The organism is Vibrio hepatarius, from assembly GCF_018860525.1.
Lineage (GTDB): Bacteria > Pseudomonadota > Gammaproteobacteria > Enterobacterales > Vibrionaceae > Vibrio > Vibrio hepatarius_B.
The window spans coordinates 158,349-175,130 of the sequence record NZ_JAHKPM010000032.1; the positions used below are offsets into that span (position 1 = coordinate 158,349).

A 16,782-nucleotide genomic window follows, 5' to 3' on the forward strand; every position below is an offset into this window, starting at 1 on the left:
AAGGTGCGCAATGGCAGATTGGAACGGTGAGTATATTAGCCCGTATGCTGAACATGGGAAGAAAAGTGAGCAAGTTAAAAAGATAACGGTATCTATCCCATTGAAAGTATTGAAGGTTTTGACTGATGAGCGTACTCGTCGCCAGATTAATAATCTACGCCATGCGACCAATAGTGAACTGCTTTGTGAAGCTTTCCTGCACGCCTACACAGGCCAGCCATTACCGACTGATGAAGACTTAAGAAAAGATCGCCCCGATGATATTCCGGCAGAAGTGAAAAAGCTCATGACTGAGATGGGAATTGCGTTTGAATCTTATGATGAAGAATAAATTTTTAGCCAAAGTGATTGTAATTAATATCGGTATTGGCTTACTAGATTAACAAAGGTTGGTACGGGTTTACCTTTGCTGTGCTCAAGATAAAAAACCGCTGGCTTTTTAGTCAGCGGTTTTTTGTAAGCAAAAACACTGCTATGGCTGCATATAGTTCTCAGGCATATCGATACGAGCGACACCTGATTCTACTGCGGCATTCGCAACAGCTTTGGCTACACGTGGTAATAGGCGTGGGTCCATAGGCTTAGGAATAATATAATCTGGTCCAAACTGAAGCTTATCGACACCTGCAGCTTTTAGAACTCCAGCAGGTACGTCTTCTTTAGCCAATTCTCTGATAGCGTCGACGGCAGCAAGCTTCATGGCATCATTAATTTCGCTGGCGCGCACATCTAAAGCGCCGCGGAAAATGAATGGGAAACACAGTACATTGTTTACTTGGTTTGGATAATCACTGCGTCCAGTGCCCATGATAAGATCATCGCGAACTTGATGAGCGAGTTCTGGTTTGATTTCAGGATCTGGATTAGAACAAGCAAACACTATGGGTTTGTCTGCCATTAACTTAAGTGCTTCAGGCTCAAGTAAGTTTGGCCCAGAGACACCCAAGAATAGGTCGGCTCCTTCTATTACGTCCTCTAGAGTTCGTTTATCTGTGTTGTTGGCAAATAGTTGTTTGTATTGGTTGAGGTCATCACGGCGGGTGTGTATCACTCCTTTGCGATCAAGCATGTAAATCTTTTCTCGCATTGCGCCACACTTTATCAATAGCTCCATACATGCCACAGCTGCGGCACCTGCGCCTAAGCACACAATTGTGGCTTCTTCGAGCTTTTTCCCTTGTAGTTCGATAGCGTTGAGCATGCCTGCCGCTGTGACGATTGCTGTACCATGTTGATCATCATGGAAGACGGGGACATCACAGCGCTCAATAAGCTGTTTCTCGATTTCAAAGCAATCGGGTGCTTTAATATCTTCTAAGTTAATCCCACCAAAGGTATCTGCAATGTTGGCGACCGTATCGATGAACTCTTCAAGTGTACGGTGCTTTACTTCAATGTCGATAGAATCTAAACCTGCAAAGCGTTTAAATAATAGCGCTTTCCCTTCCATGACAGGTTTTGATGCTAGAGGACCTAAGTTACCAAGACCTAGAATTGCTGTACCGTTCGAGATGACAGCGACCATATTGCCTTTTGCGGTGTACTTGTAGACATTGTCGGCGTTTTGAGCAATTTCACGTACAGGTTCTGCAACGCCAGGACTGTATGCCAGTGCTAAGTCGCCGGCGGTTTCAGCTGGTTTAGATAGCTCTACGGAAATTTTGCCTGCTATTGGATGTGCATGGTAATCCAAAGCTTGCTGACGGAATTGCTCTTCAGGAGAAAGTACTTGGCTATGGTCATCGGACATGGGTGTAGATACTCGTTAATAATGATTTAGATAGGGAGAATTCATTCTAGATTAAGTCAATCAAGCTGCAAAGGTGAGAGTGCGGGCTAAAGTGACAAAATAGCCTAATTGATAGGAGATAAGACCAGATAGTGAGAGATAGCTCAACTGAATGGTTGCCTATGACAAGCTATCAAGCAAAATATATGGCAAAAACAAAAAAGGACGCTTTAGCGTCCTTTTCATCTTCTAAGAAGTAATTTCTTACTTAGAAGCAAGAGCACCGAAGCGCTTGTTGAATCGATCAACACGGCCGCCAGTATCAACGATACGTTGCTTACCAGTGTAGAATGGGTGACATTTATCACATACATCTAGGTGGATTGACTCTTTAGTCAGAGTTGAGTTGAACTCAAAAGAGTTACCGCAAGAGCAAGTTGCTTTAACTGCTTTGTATTCTGGGTGGATACCAACTTTCATGGGAAAACCTCTATATAGGCCGTGTCGCTATCCGATTCTAAGCCGGACACCACACGTAAGTTAAAAAATTTAATTTTGGATACCGCTGCACTTTGGCAAGCCATATCACTCAGGCGCGACATTCTAATGAATAGAGTGCTCAGGATCAACCAATTTACTCATTAATTTGCTACTTTTTTAGCCGCTAGGCAGAGCGGATGACCAACATAATCCAGTTACTTTCCCGCAGGTCACTTTTACCTTAGACTAATCACGTTTCTTCTCTTCAGTATTATTCCTATATGCGCCCAACTATAGCCAGAGTAGCTCTGCCGGTTCCCCTTGATAAGCAGTTCGATTATCAGATACCTTCTCATTTGATTCCTATTGTCGGTGGAAGGGTTATGGTGCCATTTGGGCCCAAGAATATGGTTGGGATTGTCATTGCCTTGGGCCATGATTCTGAATTTGATTTGGCCAAACTTAAGCCACTTAAGCAAGTTTTGGACCTAGAGCCGATATGGAGTAATGGTTTGTACGAACTTCTTCAGTGGTGCGGAAAATTTTATCAATATCCATTGGGTGAGACACTGGCGAATGCTCTACCAGCATTATTGCGTAAAGGAAAGCCTGCGACTTTAGCCCCAATTATTGAGTGGTGCATCACGTCAGTTGGGCGTGATCAGCTGATGCAAGGTTTTGGTCGTGCAGTAAGGCATGCGCAGGTGATGAAGATACTAGAAAATGGTCCTACTTCTCATCAATACATGATAGGTCAGCAAGTTACTCCAAGCGTATTAAAGAAATTAGCACAAAAGGGCTGGATAACATCGATTGAGAGTAACCCAAAACCTCAATGGGCAGATAGTGTTGAGGCCATAGTGAATAAGCCCGCATTAAATGAAGAACAAGCCATCGCTGTTGCAACCGTGAATAATTCCCAAGGGTTTGGCTGTTTCTTACTTGAAGGAGTCACTGGTTCAGGTAAAACAGAAGTTTACCTTAATCTTATAAAACCGGTACTAGAGCAGGGAAAACAAGCTTTAGTTTTGGTGCCAGAAATTGGCTTAACTCCACAAACAATCAATCGATTTAGAAAACGCTTCAACTTACCTGTTGCTGTAATCCACTCTGGTTTAAATGACAGTGAAAGGTTAAATGCATGGCTAAGTGCGAGAGATAAAGCTGCGGGTATTGTCATTGGTACTCGTTCTGCGCTGATGACGCCTTTTGCTGACCTTGGCATTATTATTGTTGATGAAGAACATGATGCTTCGTATAAGCAGCAAGACAGTCTTCGCTATCATGCTCGTGATGTCGCTATAATGCGAGCAAGTAAAGAAAATATACCGATTGTGCTTGGCTCTGCTACACCAGCTCTCGAAACGTTGCATAATGCATTATCTAGAAAATATCACCATCTGACCCTGTCGTTACGAGCAGGCAAAGCTTTACCAACCGTGAACAAAGTGATCGACGTTAAAGGGCAGTATTTAGAAAGTGGTCTTTCTGCTGCTTTAATCGCTGAGATGCGAAAACACCTTGAAGCTGGTAATCAGGTTATGCTTTTTCTCAATCGTCGTGGCTTTTCACCCGCTTTAATGTGTCATGATTGTGGTTGGATTGCTGAATGCAAAAGATGCGATGCTTATTATACGTATCATCAATCTAGTGATGAAATACGTTGCCACCATTGTGGTTCTCAGCAAGCTACGATAAGACAGTGTCATGGCTGTGGTTCTTCTCAACTGGTTACTGTAGGTGTTGGTACTGAGCAGTTGCATGAGCAGCTATCGATACTTTTCCCAGATTATAAAACGATTCGGATTGATCGTGATAGCACTAGACGTAAAGGCAGTTTAGAGTCGGCCCTTGGTGCCATCCGTAATAAGGAATATCAGATTTTAATCGGTACTCAGATGTTAGCAAAAGGGCATCACTTTCCTGATGTGACGCTTGTGGCTTTACTTGATGTTGATGGCTCCTTGTATAGCAGTGATTTTAGAGCCTCTGAGAGGTTAGCGCAGTTATTTATTCAAGTCGCAGGTCGAGCTGGACGTGCCAGTAAACCCGGAGAAGTACTACTTCAGACCCATCACCCTGATCACAGCTTACTCCAAACATTGATTACTAACGGATATCGGCATTTTGCTGAGTCTGCATTACAAGAGCGGCAGATAGCCAACTTGCCTCCCTATTCGTTTTTAACGTTAGTTCGTGCAGAAGCCAATCAATCTCAGGATGTTGAGAACTTTTTACGTCAGGTGCGCTATACACTCGAAGTGCACCCTTTATTTAAACAGGATTGTCAGATCCTTGGACCTACACCAGCTCCTTTAGCAAAAAGAGCGGGCAAGCATCGTTGGCAATTGATGCTCCAGACTAAGAGTCGCTCGATAATGCAAAAGTTGCTTATGAGTGCTAAACCCGCGATTCAGTTGTTACCAAATTCGAAAAAAGTGCGCTGGTCATTAGATATTGAGCCGCAGGATTTAAGCTGATTTCAGCTTTTTCATTTAATTGTGATTCATATCTCGCAGCTAGTCTGATTTTTGTTAATCACCCCGTAATATTCTGCGCTGAAATGAATAAACTATGAATTGATTTGAATGATTTATTTTAATGATACGCGATAGATAAACGATTTGTCGGGAAGATAATCGTCTTGATAGGGGGGCAGCCTATCACTATCGATTCAGGTAGCTCAAGGCGCTACCATGTTTAGAATATAAAGAGGGTAATAAATCTATGGCGACAATGAAGGATGTTGCTCAGCTGGCTGGCGTTTCAACTGCGACGGTATCGCGGGCGCTGATGAATCCGGAAAAAGTATCTTCAGCCACAAGGAAGCGAGTCGAGGATGCGGTATTAGAAGCAGGGTATTCACCCAATTCACTGGCACGTAACCTACGTAGGAATGAGTCTAAAACTATAATCGCTATCATTCCAGATATCTGCGATCCCTACTACACCGAGATTATTCGTGGGATTGAGGATGCAGCTGTGGAGCATGGCTACATAGTGTTACTTGGTGATAGTGGGCAACAGAAAAAACGAGAGAGCTCTTTCGTTAATCTGGTTTTTACCAAACAAGCAGATGGTATGTTGCTGCTTGGAACTGATTTACCATTTGATGTCAGCAAGCCAGAACAGAAAAATTTACCGCCAATGGTAATGGCATGTGAATTTGCGCCAGAACTTGAGCTACCTACGGTACATATTGATAACCTAACTTCAGCATTTGAAGTCGTAAATTATTTGACTCAAATGGGGCACAAGCGCATAGCTCAACTATCTGGACCAGAGTCCGCAGTTTTGTGCCAGTTTCGCCACCAAGGGTATCAGCAAGCGCTCCGTCGAGCGGGTATTACCATGAATCCCAATTACTGTATTCAGGGGCGCTTTACATTTGAAGATGGTGCCAAAGGGATTAGGCAGCTATTAGCGTTGCCTGAGCCGCCTACTGCTATTTTTTGTCATAACGACGCTATGGCGATTGGAGCCATTCAAGAAGCGAAAAAATTAGGTTTACGTGTACCTTCGGACTTGTCGGTAGTAGGCTTTGATGATATTCACTTTGCGCAATATTGTGATCCGCCACTGACGACAATTTCGCAGCCTCGTTATGAAATTGGCCGTCAAGCTATGTTGATGATGCTAGATCTATTAAGAGGACAGGATGTTAGAGCAGGCTCTCGATTGCTCGAGACTCAATTGATTATTCGAGATAGTGCAGCACCTCCCCGAAATTGTTAGGGCTGATTTCTAAGCTGTGCTTAAAAGCGATGCATTTTGATGTGTCGCTTCCATTTCCCCGCTGTTATCGGGACGCAATCTGCATTACCATAGCAGCAGAGGTTGCAGACATAGACATACAGTAGTGGCAAATAGAGATTACGTAAAACGCGGTCGTGGTAATAGTGGAAGAAAAACACCGCGTAAAAAACCGTCCACTAGCAGAAAACCTTGGCGTAGTGGTCTGTTGGCTTTGAGCTTGGCTGGTGGGTTTGGTTATGGGCTTTATATTTTGAGTAATGATCCAGAGCCGCCTCAACCTGTCGTGCAGCAGAAGCAATCTAAGTCAAAACCAAAAAAAGTTCTTCCGCCTCCCCCTGAAGAGAAGTGGGATTATGTCGAATCTTTACCAAGCCGCGAAATCGAAGTGATAGCTAAAGAGCAAGTGGTATCTGAGATTCCATATATTATGCAGTGTGGGGCTTATACCAATGCAGCGCAGGCTGAAGCTCGTAAGCTTGATATTGCTTTCCAAGGTTTAAATAGCAAAATACGCAAAAAAGAAGGCAGTAAATGGTATCGAGTTGTTCTAGGTCCATACAAATATAAGCGTGATGCTGAAAGGGATAAGCACAAGCTGCAACGTGTGAAGATAGAGCCTTGCGCTATTTGGAAGGATACGCAGTAATTAACTGGACTTTGTTTGATTGTTAGCATTGGATGCTAAAGAGTCGCAACGTCATTTAGTATTCTCGATTGAAACTCTTCCTTCCCTTGAATTTGTCAATTAATAACCTCATATATTATCTAACATTGAAATTAAAATACTTATGAGGCTCCACTCGTGACTACTATTGTATCTGTACGCCGAAATAATAAAGTCGTCATCGCTGGTGATGGACAAGTGTCACTGGGTAACACTGTAATGAAAGGTAACGCACGTAAAGTTCGTCGCCTATACAACAATAAAGTGTTGGCTGGTTTTGCTGGTGGTACAGCTGACGCATTTACTCTTTTTGAGCGTTTTGAAAGTAAGCTGCAAATGCATCAAGGTCACCTGACTAAAGCAGCAGTGGAGCTAGCAAAGGATTGGCGCAGCGATCGTGCGTTGAGAAAGTTGGAAGCCTTGCTGGCTGTAGCAGATGAGACTGCGTCTTTGATTATTACAGGGAACGGTGATGTTGTTCAGCCAGAAAACGATCTGATTGCTATAGGTTCTGGTGGTAGCTTTGCCCAAGCAGCAGCGACAGCATTGCTTGAAAATACCGACTTGGATGCAGGTGAAATTGCTCAGAAATCGCTAAAAATCGCAGGTGATATCTGCGTATTTACTAACCAATATCACACTATCGAAGAACTAGAAACTCCAGCAGAGAAGATTGAATAAGCAAAGATAGTGGTTATAAGAACTAAAGGAATTCTATTATGTCTGAAATGACTCCTCGTGAAATTGTTCATGAACTAAATCGTCATATTATCGGTCAAGATAACGCCAAACGCTCTGTTGCTATTGCTTTGCGTAACCGCTGGCGACGAATGCAGCTGGAAGAAAGTCTGCGTGTTGAAGTTACCCCAAAGAACATTTTAATGATTGGCCCGACTGGGGTTGGTAAAACTGAAATTGCCCGTCGTTTAGCTAAGCTTGCAAATGCGCCTTTCATTAAAGTGGAAGCAACCAAGTTCACAGAGGTTGGTTACGTTGGTAAGGAAGTGGAAACGATTATTCGCGACCTGACTGATGTGGCGATTAAATTGACTCACCAGCAAGCGATGGAAAAAGTCCAGTTTCGAGCAAAAGAGCAGGCCGAAGAGCGTATTCTTGACGCGCTTTTACCACCTGCACGTGATGCTTGGGGGCAGAATGAACAAGCTGAGGAGAGTTCCACTACTCGTCAGTCTTTTCGTAAAAAGTTACGAGAGGGTAAATTAGACGATAAAGAAATTGAAGTTGATGTCTCTGCTCCGCAAATGGGTGTAGAAATTATGGCACCTCCAGGTATGGAAGAAATGACCAACCAACTTCAAGGAATGTTCCAAAACTTGGCGGGTGAAACTAAGAAAAAACGTAAGCTTAAGATTAAAGATGCGTTTAAAGCTCTAACCGAAGAAGAAGCTGCTAAATTAGTTAACCAAGAAGAGCTCAAAGAACAGGCGATTTTCAATGTTGAGAACAATGGTATTGTATTCATAGATGAAATCGACAAGATTTGTAAGCGTGGTGAAAGCTCTGGCCCGGATGTGTCTCGTGAAGGTGTTCAGAGAGATTTACTGCCGCTTATTGAGGGTAGTACGGTGTCAACTAAGCATGGCATGGTTAAAACTGATCATATATTGTTCGTTGCCTCAGGTGCATTCCAAGTCGCAAAACCCTCAGATTTAATCCCTGAATTACAGGGACGCTTGCCTATTCGCGTTGAGTTAGAGGCGCTTTCAAGTGACGATTTCAAACGTATTTTAACTGAACCTAAAGCTTCTTTATCAGAACAGTATGTTGCGCTGATGAAAACAGAAGATGTTGATATTGATTTTACCCAAGATGGTATTGCTCAAATTGCTGATGCTGCTTGGACAGTTAATGAAAACACTGAGAATATCGGAGCTCGCCGCTTGCATACTGTCATGGAACGTTTGATGGACGAAATTTCTTTCGAAGCAACAGATAAAGCGGGTTCTAAACTCACTATTGATGCTGAATACGTAAGAGAAAAATTGGGTGACACTGTTGAAGATGAGGACTTAAGTCGCTTTATTCTCTAACCCTTTAGAGAATTCAATACGATCTGAGTAATGCCGATCACATGATCGGCTTTTTCTTGCCCAGAAAATTTGCACTGACTCTCAGCGTTTATTTCGCTCACCTTTTTCCTCCCACGGCATACCTATTGATCGCTATATTGGAATGATATTCACAGTGTAAGGAAGCCTTATGTCGAATGCCGAATCTCATTATCCATTGAGTGATTTTATTGAATTACCGGTAGAAGAGATGTCTGATCGGGCAAAACAAAACTATCAGCAACTTAAGCGCCGCCATTCTATTCGCAACTTCTCAGATCGAACAGTAGCAAAAGATATTATAGAGAATTGTATACGTGCAGCCGGGACAGCACCTAGTGGAGCAAATCATCAGCCATGGCACTTTGTGGCAATTCATAATAGCCGGGTTAAAGGGGACATAAGGCAGGCTGCTGAGGAACTTGAGCGAACCTTTTACCAAGGGCGGGCTGGCCAAGAGTGGCTCGATGCATTAAAACCTTTGGGCACCGATGCTGATAAGTCATATTTGGAGAAAGCACCTTGGCTAATTGCTGTATTTTCTAAGAAAAAAGGGGGTATCAATAATGATAGAGAGCAGGCGAACTACTATGTGCATGAATCTGTAGGTATTGCTACGGGGTTTCTACTTCAGGCTTTGCATAATTCTGGGCTGGCAACACTAACTCACACGCCAAAACCGATGAGCTTTTTGACTGGAATATGCCATCGTGACCCAGATATTGATAGACCTTACATGTTAATAGTGACGGGCTATCCAGATGAAGGGGCAACAATACCTAAGCACGCATTAAACAAGAAAGCATTAGATGATATCGCGACTTTTATAGAATGAAAGTATCAAACGATAGATGGCGCGAAAGCGTTTGGGCCTACCGTCTCTATACAAGTTCATATCGAAAGAGCTTTAGGCCCGTATTGGTATCTTGCTATACAATGACGATAAAAATTACAGCTAAGGCTGAGATGATGGCTGAAAGTGCATAACAAGCAATCTTACCTATTAGACCTGCATGTATTTTTAGATCGTGCATTCCATGATGGATGCGGTGCATAGCATGCCACATTGGCAATGCGAGAGTGGCAATGATAAATAGCCCGCCAATGAGACTACTAGCAAAGGTCTGGACTCGGTCATAGCTTAGTGTATTGGATTCGATAATTCCCATAGGCACTAATACTCCCAAGACTAGAATTGTGACTGGAGTTATCATGGCGAACCAAGTTCCCCCTGCACCAAATAAACCCCACCAGATTGGTTCATCGGAACGTTTTGGAGTGGTGTCTACAGAGAAGTTAGGTTTCATAGTCATAGCTCCTTACACAATAATAAGTACAGTCAGTGAAATGAATGCGACGATTGCCCATTGAGTAAAAACAATCATCCTCTTATTTAAAAGCTTACCTTTTATGCGAATGGGCATAACCTGAGGCATCATACTAAAGAACGTATGCGCATGAAGTAGACTTCCCGCTAGCGCAAGAATATTAATCGTAATAACAATGGGATTGCCCATAAACTCAAGCCAAGTGTGCCAAGCGTCCACTCCTTTTACCAGAGCACCTAAGCCGAATGTGAGGAATAAGGTGAATAACACTAAGGGCAGAACTGTCGCCTCTCGAAGCATATAAAAGCGATAGAAAGGGTGATCTTTCCACCAAGTCCGAGTTATTTTACGGACGTAGGGTTTGCGATTACTCATCTTTCAGCCTCCTGCACTAGTGTTTTTCCATCAGGCTTTAGCATTGCAATGACAAAGTCCATTGAGGATTCGACCTTGCCTTGATTGACTGCGGCAGCTGGGTCAACATGTTTTGGACATACTTCAGAGCAGTACCCCACAAAAGTACAGCCCCAAGCGCCATTGACACCATTAATTATTGCCATACGCTGTGCTTTACCGTTATCACGGCTATCTAAGTTATAACGATGGGCAAGAGTTAGCGCGGCAGGCCCGATAAATTCGGGGTTTAGCCCAAACTGAGGACAAGCGGCATAACATAATCCGCAGTTAATACAGCCAGCAAATTGTTTATATCTGGCCATTTGTTCTGGAGTTTGTATATTGGTGCCGTCTTTGGGGGTACGATCATTGCCGATAATGTAAGGTTTGATCGCTTCTAGTCGCTCGATAAAAGGTGTCATGTCGACGATTAAGTCTTTTTCGATTGCGAAGTTAGCTAAAGGCTCAATTTTTATGCCTTCAGGGTAGTCGCGCAGAAAGCTTTTACAAGCCAATTTAGGAACGCCATTAACCATGATCCCGCATGAGCCACAGATCGCCATTCGGCAAGACCAGCGGAAAGATAGGTTTTTATCCACATTATCTTTGATATAGCCTAATGCATCCAAGGTAGACATGGTGTCATTAAAGGGAATGTTAAATGTTTGCCAATATGGCTGTGTGTTTTGTTCTGGATCGTAGCGTAAAATCTCAATTTTTTTGATTGGACAATCAGTCATTACATACTCTCCTGTAATGAATTCTTATTTTCTTGTGCGGCGGCTTTTTCTGCCGCTTCGCCGTATAAGCGAGCTTTAGGCTGTGACTTGGTAATAGTAACGTCGCTGTATTCGATATTGGGCGCAGCATCCTTATTATAAAAAGCCAAAGAATGTTTGAGAAAATGAATGTCATCTCGCTCAGTGCATCCATTGTCGAGGCGTTGGTGGGCCCCACGTGATTCTTTACGTAACATTGCTGAGTGGACCATGGCTTCTGCGACCTCTAATCCATAACCTACCTCGATGGCATGGAGTAGGTCGGTATTAAATACCTTGCCTTTATCTTTTATGCTCACGCGCTTGAAACGTTCTTTTAGCTCGGAAATCTTATCAATAGTTATTTGCATCAAATCATGTTGACGATATATACCACAGCCCGCTTCCATGGCATGGCCCATTTCATCGCGTATCTGGGCCCAGTTTTCGTCACCTTCCTGGTTCATTAAGGCTTTTATTTCTAGCTCAACTGATTGAATTTGTTCAGATATAGATGCTTGGTTCCAGCCCTTGAATTGAGCAACGTGTTTGACCGCTTGTTCACCTGCAACACGTCCGAATACTACAAACTCAGCCAATGAGTTAGAGCCTAAACGATTGGCGCCATGAAGCCCGATAGATGCACATTCTCCAACAGAAAATAGACCTTTAATCCGAGTTTCACATTTTTGGTTTGTTTCGATGCCACCCATGGTGTAATGGACGGTGGGGCGGATAGGAATCGGTTCTTTTGCTGGGTCAACATTGACATAAGCTTTGGCCAATTCACATATAAAGGGTAAGCGTTCCTGAAGGTAGTCTTCGCCTAAGTGGCGTAGGTCTAAATGGACAACATCACCAAGTGGATGTTTGATGGTGTTGCCTTTTTTTTGTTCGTGCCAAAACGCTTGCGAAACCTTGTCACGAGGACCGAGTTCCATGTATTTGTTCTTAGGTTGGCCGACAGGTGTCTCTGGCCCCATGCCATAATCTTGTAGGTATCGATAGCCATTTTTGTTAACGATAATGCCACCTTCACCACGGCAGCCTTCCGTCATTAAAATACCTGTGCCAGGCAAACCTGTTGGATGGTATTGAACAAATTCCATGTCTCTTAATGGAACACCATGACGGTAAGCCATTGCCATGCCATCTCCTGTTACAATACCCCCGTTAGTATTACAGTGATAGACACGACCTGCGCCTCCTGTTGCCAGAACAACAGATTTGGCTTTAATTGCTATCAGTTCACCTTCTGACATATGGATAGCGACCAGTCCTTGAATATCCTCGCCGTCAACGAGCAAGTCAACGACAAAGTATTCATCAAATCGCTTGATGTTTGGGTATTTAATCGAGGTTTGAAACAGGGTATGCAGCATATGAAAGCCAGTTTTGTCGGCTGCAAACCAAGTGCGCTCAACTTTCATACCTCCAAAGCGACGTACATTGACCTCTCCATTGGGTTTTCTGCTCCAGGGGCAACCCCATTGTTCCATTTGGATCATTTCATGAGTTGCATTTTTTACAAAATATTCAACAACGTCCTGCTCGCATAGCCAATCGCCACCTCCAATAGTATCGTTGAAGTGATTGTCTAAACTATCTTCATCCTTGATTACTGCTGCTGAGCCACCTTCTGCTGCGACAGTATGAGAGCGCATTGGATAGACCTTGGAAATAAGTGCAATGTCTAAATTAGGGTTTTCCTCAGCCGCTGCAATAGCAGTGCGAAGACCAGCGCCGCCAGCCCCGATGACTGCGATATCTGTGGTGATGGTTTTCACAGTTATTCTCCAGTATGAAATTGCGAAGTTATCCGCTTGTTATTTATTAAGGATAAATCCCTATAAAAGTTGAGGTCAGTGTAAGAGAGAGGTAAGCGATAAAAATTGATGTAATTAGGTTTTTGCTTCGATAATGCACATGCAGGTATAAAAAATATCCGTAATGTGAGTGCTATCACGACATGATTTTACTCAACATATGATGAAATGATGCGTTGAAGTGCAGTGATGTGAGAAAACCACTTTAGCCCTTAGCCTCGCCTGGATTTCTATAAGGAGTTGCTTCGCGGTATTTTGTCGCTCCGTTTTCTCCAGCCCTCACCTGTATTGAAAGTAAATGACTGCCAGACTTGCAAATGAAGAGAAAGGTGATAATTTCCCATTCAAAGTAGATATTCATGAGTAGTCAGAAATGCATAAAACTTGGCAGCCGGTAGCGTCGTTAGCTCAGCTTAAAGGCCGAGCGAAATTACTACAGGAAATTCGTCAATTTTTTACTGATAGATCTGTGTTAGAGGTTGATACGCCTGCGCTTAGTCATGCAGCGGTGACAGATATACACTTACATGCCTTTGAGACAAATTTTGTCGGGCCAAATTATGCTAGAGGGCAAGCTGTGTATTTAATGACTAGCCCTGAGTTTCACATGAAACGTCTTTTGGCCGCAGGAAGTGGCTGTATTTATCAGATTTGTAAGTCTTTTAGGAATGAAGAAAGTGGGCGCTACCATAACCCTGAATTTACCATGTTGGAATGGTATCGAGTGGGCTTTGACCACCACCAGTTAATGGATGAAATGGATCAGCTTATGCAGCTGACTCTTAAAGTAAAGCCAGCCAGGCGTATGACCTATCAAGAGGCTTTTCTTGGCGTGTTAGGTGTCTGTCCACTAGAAGCTACAATGTCTACGTTAAGAGAAATTGCAAATAATCTGGGGCTTGGCGATATAGCTCAGGATGAGAAAGACCGAGATACCTTGTTGCAGCTGTTATTTAGTGTGGGTATTGAAGCTCAAATTGGTCAACAGGAACCAGCTTTTGTTTATGATTTTCCTGCATCTCAGGCTGCACTTTCAAAAATTAGTCTCGAGGACCCTAGAGTCGCAGAACGGTTTGAAGTGTATTTTAAAGGTGTTGAGCTTGCAAATGGGTTTCATGAGCTTGATAGCGCAGAGGAACAACTAAAACGTTTTGAAGAAGATAACCATAAACGTGAGTGTTTAGGTTTGCCGACTCAACCGATTGATTATCGTTTGATTCAAGCTCTTGAGGCTGGTTTTCCTAAGTGCGCGGGTGTTGCTTTGGGGATAGACCGACTTATGATGTTAGCTGCTCAAGAAGAGCACATTGAACAGGTAATAGCCTTTCCTTTTTACCGGGCGTGAATCTATAGGTTATATCTCGCTAAGAGAGGCCATCCTCGTTATAATAGCAGTCTAAATTTACATTTCAGGACCGCTGCCAATAAGCGGTTCTAGTATCGAAGAGCGCAGGATATGCAAGAGTACATCGCATTTTTTCAAGAAAATTTGATCCTTTCTTTGGTTTGGGTAGGCATATTTGTTGCCCTTATCATGAATATCGTGAAAACAAGTACAGCGGCTTATAAAGAAATTACAGCATCACAAACCACATATCTAATGAACCGTGAGAAAGGAGTTGTGATTGATATCCGTAGTAAAGATGACTTTCGCACGGGTCATATTACGGACGCAGTTCACATTTTACCTTCTGATATTAAAGCCGGTAACTTAGGTAAACTTGAAAATTACAAATCTAGCCCAATTATCGTTGTATGCAAGACAGGTCAGACAGCGCAAGAGAGCGCTAACCTTCTGGCAAATGCTGGATTTGAAAATGTCAGTTTGCTTAAAAATGGTCTGATTGCTTGGAATGAAGCAAACCTCCCATTAGTGAAAGGCAAAAAGTAATTTTCAATGGTTTTTGAGCGTCGCTTGATAAAGCGGTGTTTGTATGAGAGAGGTGTGACATTTTTGATAATGGCACCTATGAATAAAACTCTCGCTAAGCCTCTACGCAGGCAACTCGATTAGTAAAGGATTTTAAAATGGCTGAAGCAGCACCACAACAAGAAGCTCAGAACTTCGCAATTCAACGTATTTTTCTTAAAGATGTGTCTTTTGAAGCACCTAACTCACCAAACATGTTTCAAAAAGAGTGGAATCCAGATGTCAAACTTGATTTAGACACTCAGAGCCGTGAGCTTGGTGAAGGCGTGTATGAGGTTGTATTACGTTTAACCGTGACAGTTAAAAATGAAGAAGAAACAGCGTTTTTATGTGAAGTTCAACAGGGCGGAATTTTTACCGCTGATAAAATGGAGTCAGGTCAGCTTGCTCATTGCTTGGGTGCATTCTGCCCAAATATTCTTTTCCCTTATGCTCGTGAAACCATCTCAAGCTTGGTCGTAAAAGGAACCTTCCCGCAACTTAACCTTGCGCCAGTGAACTTTGATTCATTGTTCATGAACTACTTGCAGCAACAAGCTCAGGAAGAAGGTAAAGTAGAAGCCTAACTTTCAAGGCTATTACTGAAGTTCAATGAAATGCACAGAGCGTCACATGAGTGATGCAATGTGCATTTTTCATTTGCGACGTACAATTTTCATATACAACGTACAATGTTGTGTAATGGTACTCACTCTTCTGATGATTCGTTTACTATCAGATGGAATGTTTAATTTAGGCTCAACACGCATGATTCGTTGGTCTTCAATACTAATCAGGTAAAATCATGACAGATACATACACCATGAGCAGCGACAGTAAAAAGATAGCAATGACCGTACTTGGCGCAGGCTCCTATGGTACCTCTCTCGCAATATCATTGGCGAGAAATGGTGCAAATGTAGTCCTCTGGGGGCATAACCCTGAGCATATGTCACGCTTACAATTAGAACGCGCTAACCATGCATTTTTACCTGGAGTTGAATTTCCGCCATCCTTGATTGTGGAAGCTGATTTAGTAAAGGCAGTGCAAGAAAGTCGAGACTTGCTTATCGTCGTTCCAAGTCATGTTTTTGCTGAAGTATTGGCTAAGGCTAAGCCTCATTTGCGCAAAGATTCTAGGCTCTGTTGGGCGACTAAGGGTCTCGAGCCAGAAACAGGTCGTTTGCTTCAAGATGTTGCTCAAGAAACCCTTGGTGATAGCTATCCGTTGGCTGTACTTTCAGGACCAACATTTGCGAAAGAATTGGCTATGGGAATGCCTACTGCGATATCTGTTTCTTCACCAGATGAAGGTTTTGTTGCTGATCTTCAGGATAAAATACATTGCAGTAAAACCTTTCGAGTGTATGCCAATAGTGATTTTACAGGTATGCAGCTTGGTGGGGCGGTTAAAAATGTTATTGCCATTGGTGCTGGTATGTCTGATGGTATTGGTTTTGGTGCTAATGCTCGCACTGCACTTATTACTCGTGGGCTAGCAGAAATGACTCGACTTGGCGTCGCACTTGGAGCTCAACCAGAAACCTTTATGGGGATGGCTGGGCTTGGTGATCTTGTGTTGACTTGTACAGACAACCAATCGCGTAACCGCCGTTTTGGCTTGGCATTAGGAGAGGGGAAAGGGGTGCAAGATGCTCAGGATGAAATAGGTCAGGTTGTTGAAGGGTATCGCAATACGAAAGAGGTATGGTTGCTGTCAAAAAGAGTGGGTGTTGAATTACCAATTGTTGACCAAATATATCAAGTACTGTATCAAGGTAAAGATGCGCACCTTGCTGCAAGGGATTTACTTGCCCGTGATAAAAAAGCAGAAGCTTAGAGGTCGATAACGGTTAAGGCAAAGGCA

The 16,782-nt window shown here is 43.1% G+C and carries 17 protein-coding genes; 11 read left to right on the forward strand and 6 right to left on the reverse strand.

Going from position 1 to position 16,782, the window contains the following annotated elements; genetic code table 11:
* Positions 1 to 10: 10 nt before the first annotated feature.
* A complete protein-coding gene (gene metJ, locus KO511_RS09460) occupies positions 11 to 331 on the forward strand; it encodes a met regulon transcriptional regulator MetJ (protein ID WP_125319319.1) in 321 nt (106 codons plus the stop codon).
* Between the two features lie 141 nt (positions 332 to 472).
* Here metJ and KO511_RS09465 read toward each other — a convergent pair whose 3' ends face one another.
* Both KO511_RS09465 and rpmE read right to left on the reverse strand, forming a co-directional pair.
* Complete coding sequence (locus tag KO511_RS09465) at positions 473 to 1,750, reverse strand: malic enzyme-like NAD(P)-binding protein (RefSeq protein WP_215987194.1); 1,278 nt, start codon at positions 1,748 to 1,750, stop codon at positions 473 to 475.
* Positions 1,751 to 1,993: 243 nt separating this feature from the next.
* Entirely contained in the window at positions 1,994 to 2,209 is a 216-nt protein-coding gene (gene rpmE / locus KO511_RS09470; protein ID WP_125319321.1) for a 50S ribosomal protein L31, read from the reverse strand.
* 281 nt (positions 2,210 to 2,490) lie between these two features.
* Here rpmE and priA point away from each other — a divergent pair, with 281 nt between their 5' ends.
* From priA to KO511_RS09500, 6 genes are all read left to right on the forward strand, one after another.
* Complete coding sequence (priA, locus tag KO511_RS09475) at positions 2,491 to 4,689, forward strand: primosomal protein N' (protein ID WP_215987195.1); 2,199 nt, start codon at positions 2,491 to 2,493, stop codon at positions 4,687 to 4,689.
* A gap of 247 nt (positions 4,690 to 4,936) precedes the next feature.
* The gene (cytR, locus tag KO511_RS09480) at positions 4,937 to 5,944 is read left to right on the forward strand and encodes a DNA-binding transcriptional regulator CytR (RefSeq protein ID WP_215987196.1); all 1,008 of its coding nucleotides are present in this window, start codon (positions 4,937 to 4,939) and stop codon (positions 5,942 to 5,944) included.
* 124 nt (positions 5,945 to 6,068) lie between these two features.
* On the forward strand, positions 6,069 to 6,611 hold the full coding sequence (locus KO511_RS09485; protein ID WP_215987197.1) for an SPOR domain-containing protein: 543 nt from the start codon (positions 6,069 to 6,071) through the stop codon (positions 6,609 to 6,611).
* A 156-nt stretch (positions 6,612 to 6,767) separates the two neighbouring features.
* Positions 6,768 to 7,310 (forward strand): ATP-dependent protease subunit HslV, encoded by a 543-nt coding sequence (gene hslV, locus KO511_RS09490; RefSeq protein WP_215987198.1) that lies wholly within the window; start codon positions 6,768 to 6,770, stop codon positions 7,308 to 7,310.
* A 38-nt stretch (positions 7,311 to 7,348) separates the two neighbouring features.
* Positions 7,349 to 8,680 (forward strand): HslU--HslV peptidase ATPase subunit, encoded by a 1,332-nt coding sequence (gene hslU / locus KO511_RS09495; protein ID WP_215987199.1) that lies wholly within the window; start codon positions 7,349 to 7,351, stop codon positions 8,678 to 8,680.
* A gap of 169 nt (positions 8,681 to 8,849) precedes the next feature.
* Positions 8,850 to 9,533, forward strand: a complete 684-nt coding sequence (locus KO511_RS09500; protein WP_215987200.1) for a nitroreductase family protein — start codon at positions 8,850 to 8,852, stop codon at positions 9,531 to 9,533.
* 94 nt (positions 9,534 to 9,627) lie between these two features.
* On the opposite strand, the gene frdD is transcribed toward KO511_RS09500, so the two are convergent.
* From frdD to frdA, 4 genes are read right to left on the reverse strand one after another with little or no spacing between them, the layout of a single operon-like run.
* Positions 9,628 to 10,005 (reverse strand): fumarate reductase subunit FrdD, encoded by a 378-nt coding sequence (gene frdD, locus KO511_RS09505; RefSeq protein ID WP_215987201.1) that lies wholly within the window; start codon positions 10,003 to 10,005, stop codon positions 9,628 to 9,630.
* Positions 10,006 to 10,017: 12 nt separating this feature from the next.
* Entirely contained in the window at positions 10,018 to 10,401 is a 384-nt protein-coding gene (gene frdC / locus KO511_RS09510) for a fumarate reductase subunit FrdC (protein ID WP_215987202.1), read from the reverse strand.
* Complete coding sequence (locus KO511_RS09515; protein WP_215987203.1) at positions 10,398 to 11,162, reverse strand: succinate dehydrogenase/fumarate reductase iron-sulfur subunit; 765 nt, start codon at positions 11,160 to 11,162, stop codon at positions 10,398 to 10,400. Before KO511_RS09515 ends, frdC begins: the two co-directional genes overlap by 4 nt.
* A complete protein-coding gene (gene frdA / locus KO511_RS09520) occupies positions 11,162 to 12,967 on the reverse strand; it encodes a fumarate reductase (quinol) flavoprotein subunit (protein WP_215987204.1) in 1,806 nt (601 codons plus the stop codon). Before frdA ends, KO511_RS09515 begins: the two co-directional genes overlap by 1 nt.
* Before the next feature lie 412 nt (positions 12,968 to 13,379).
* Here frdA and epmA point away from each other — a divergent pair, with 412 nt between their 5' ends.
* The 4 genes from epmA (at position 13,380) to gpsA (ending at position 16,755) form a co-directional block, all read left to right on the forward strand.
* Entirely contained in the window at positions 13,380 to 14,351 is a 972-nt protein-coding gene (gene epmA / locus KO511_RS09525) for an elongation factor P--(R)-beta-lysine ligase (protein WP_215987205.1), read from the forward strand.
* 111 nt (positions 14,352 to 14,462) lie between these two features.
* Positions 14,463 to 14,897, forward strand: coding sequence for a rhodanese-like domain-containing protein (locus tag KO511_RS09530; RefSeq protein WP_215987206.1), 435 nt, complete (start codon positions 14,463 to 14,465; stop codon positions 14,895 to 14,897).
* Positions 14,898 to 15,034: 137 nt separating this feature from the next.
* Entirely contained in the window at positions 15,035 to 15,502 is a 468-nt protein-coding gene (gene secB / locus KO511_RS09535; RefSeq protein WP_215987207.1) for a protein-export chaperone SecB, read from the forward strand.
* Positions 15,503 to 15,720: 218 nt separating this feature from the next.
* A complete protein-coding gene (gene gpsA / locus KO511_RS09540) occupies positions 15,721 to 16,755 on the forward strand; it encodes an NAD(P)H-dependent glycerol-3-phosphate dehydrogenase (RefSeq protein ID WP_215987208.1) in 1,035 nt (344 codons plus the stop codon).
* Positions 16,756 to 16,782 lie beyond the last annotated feature (27 nt).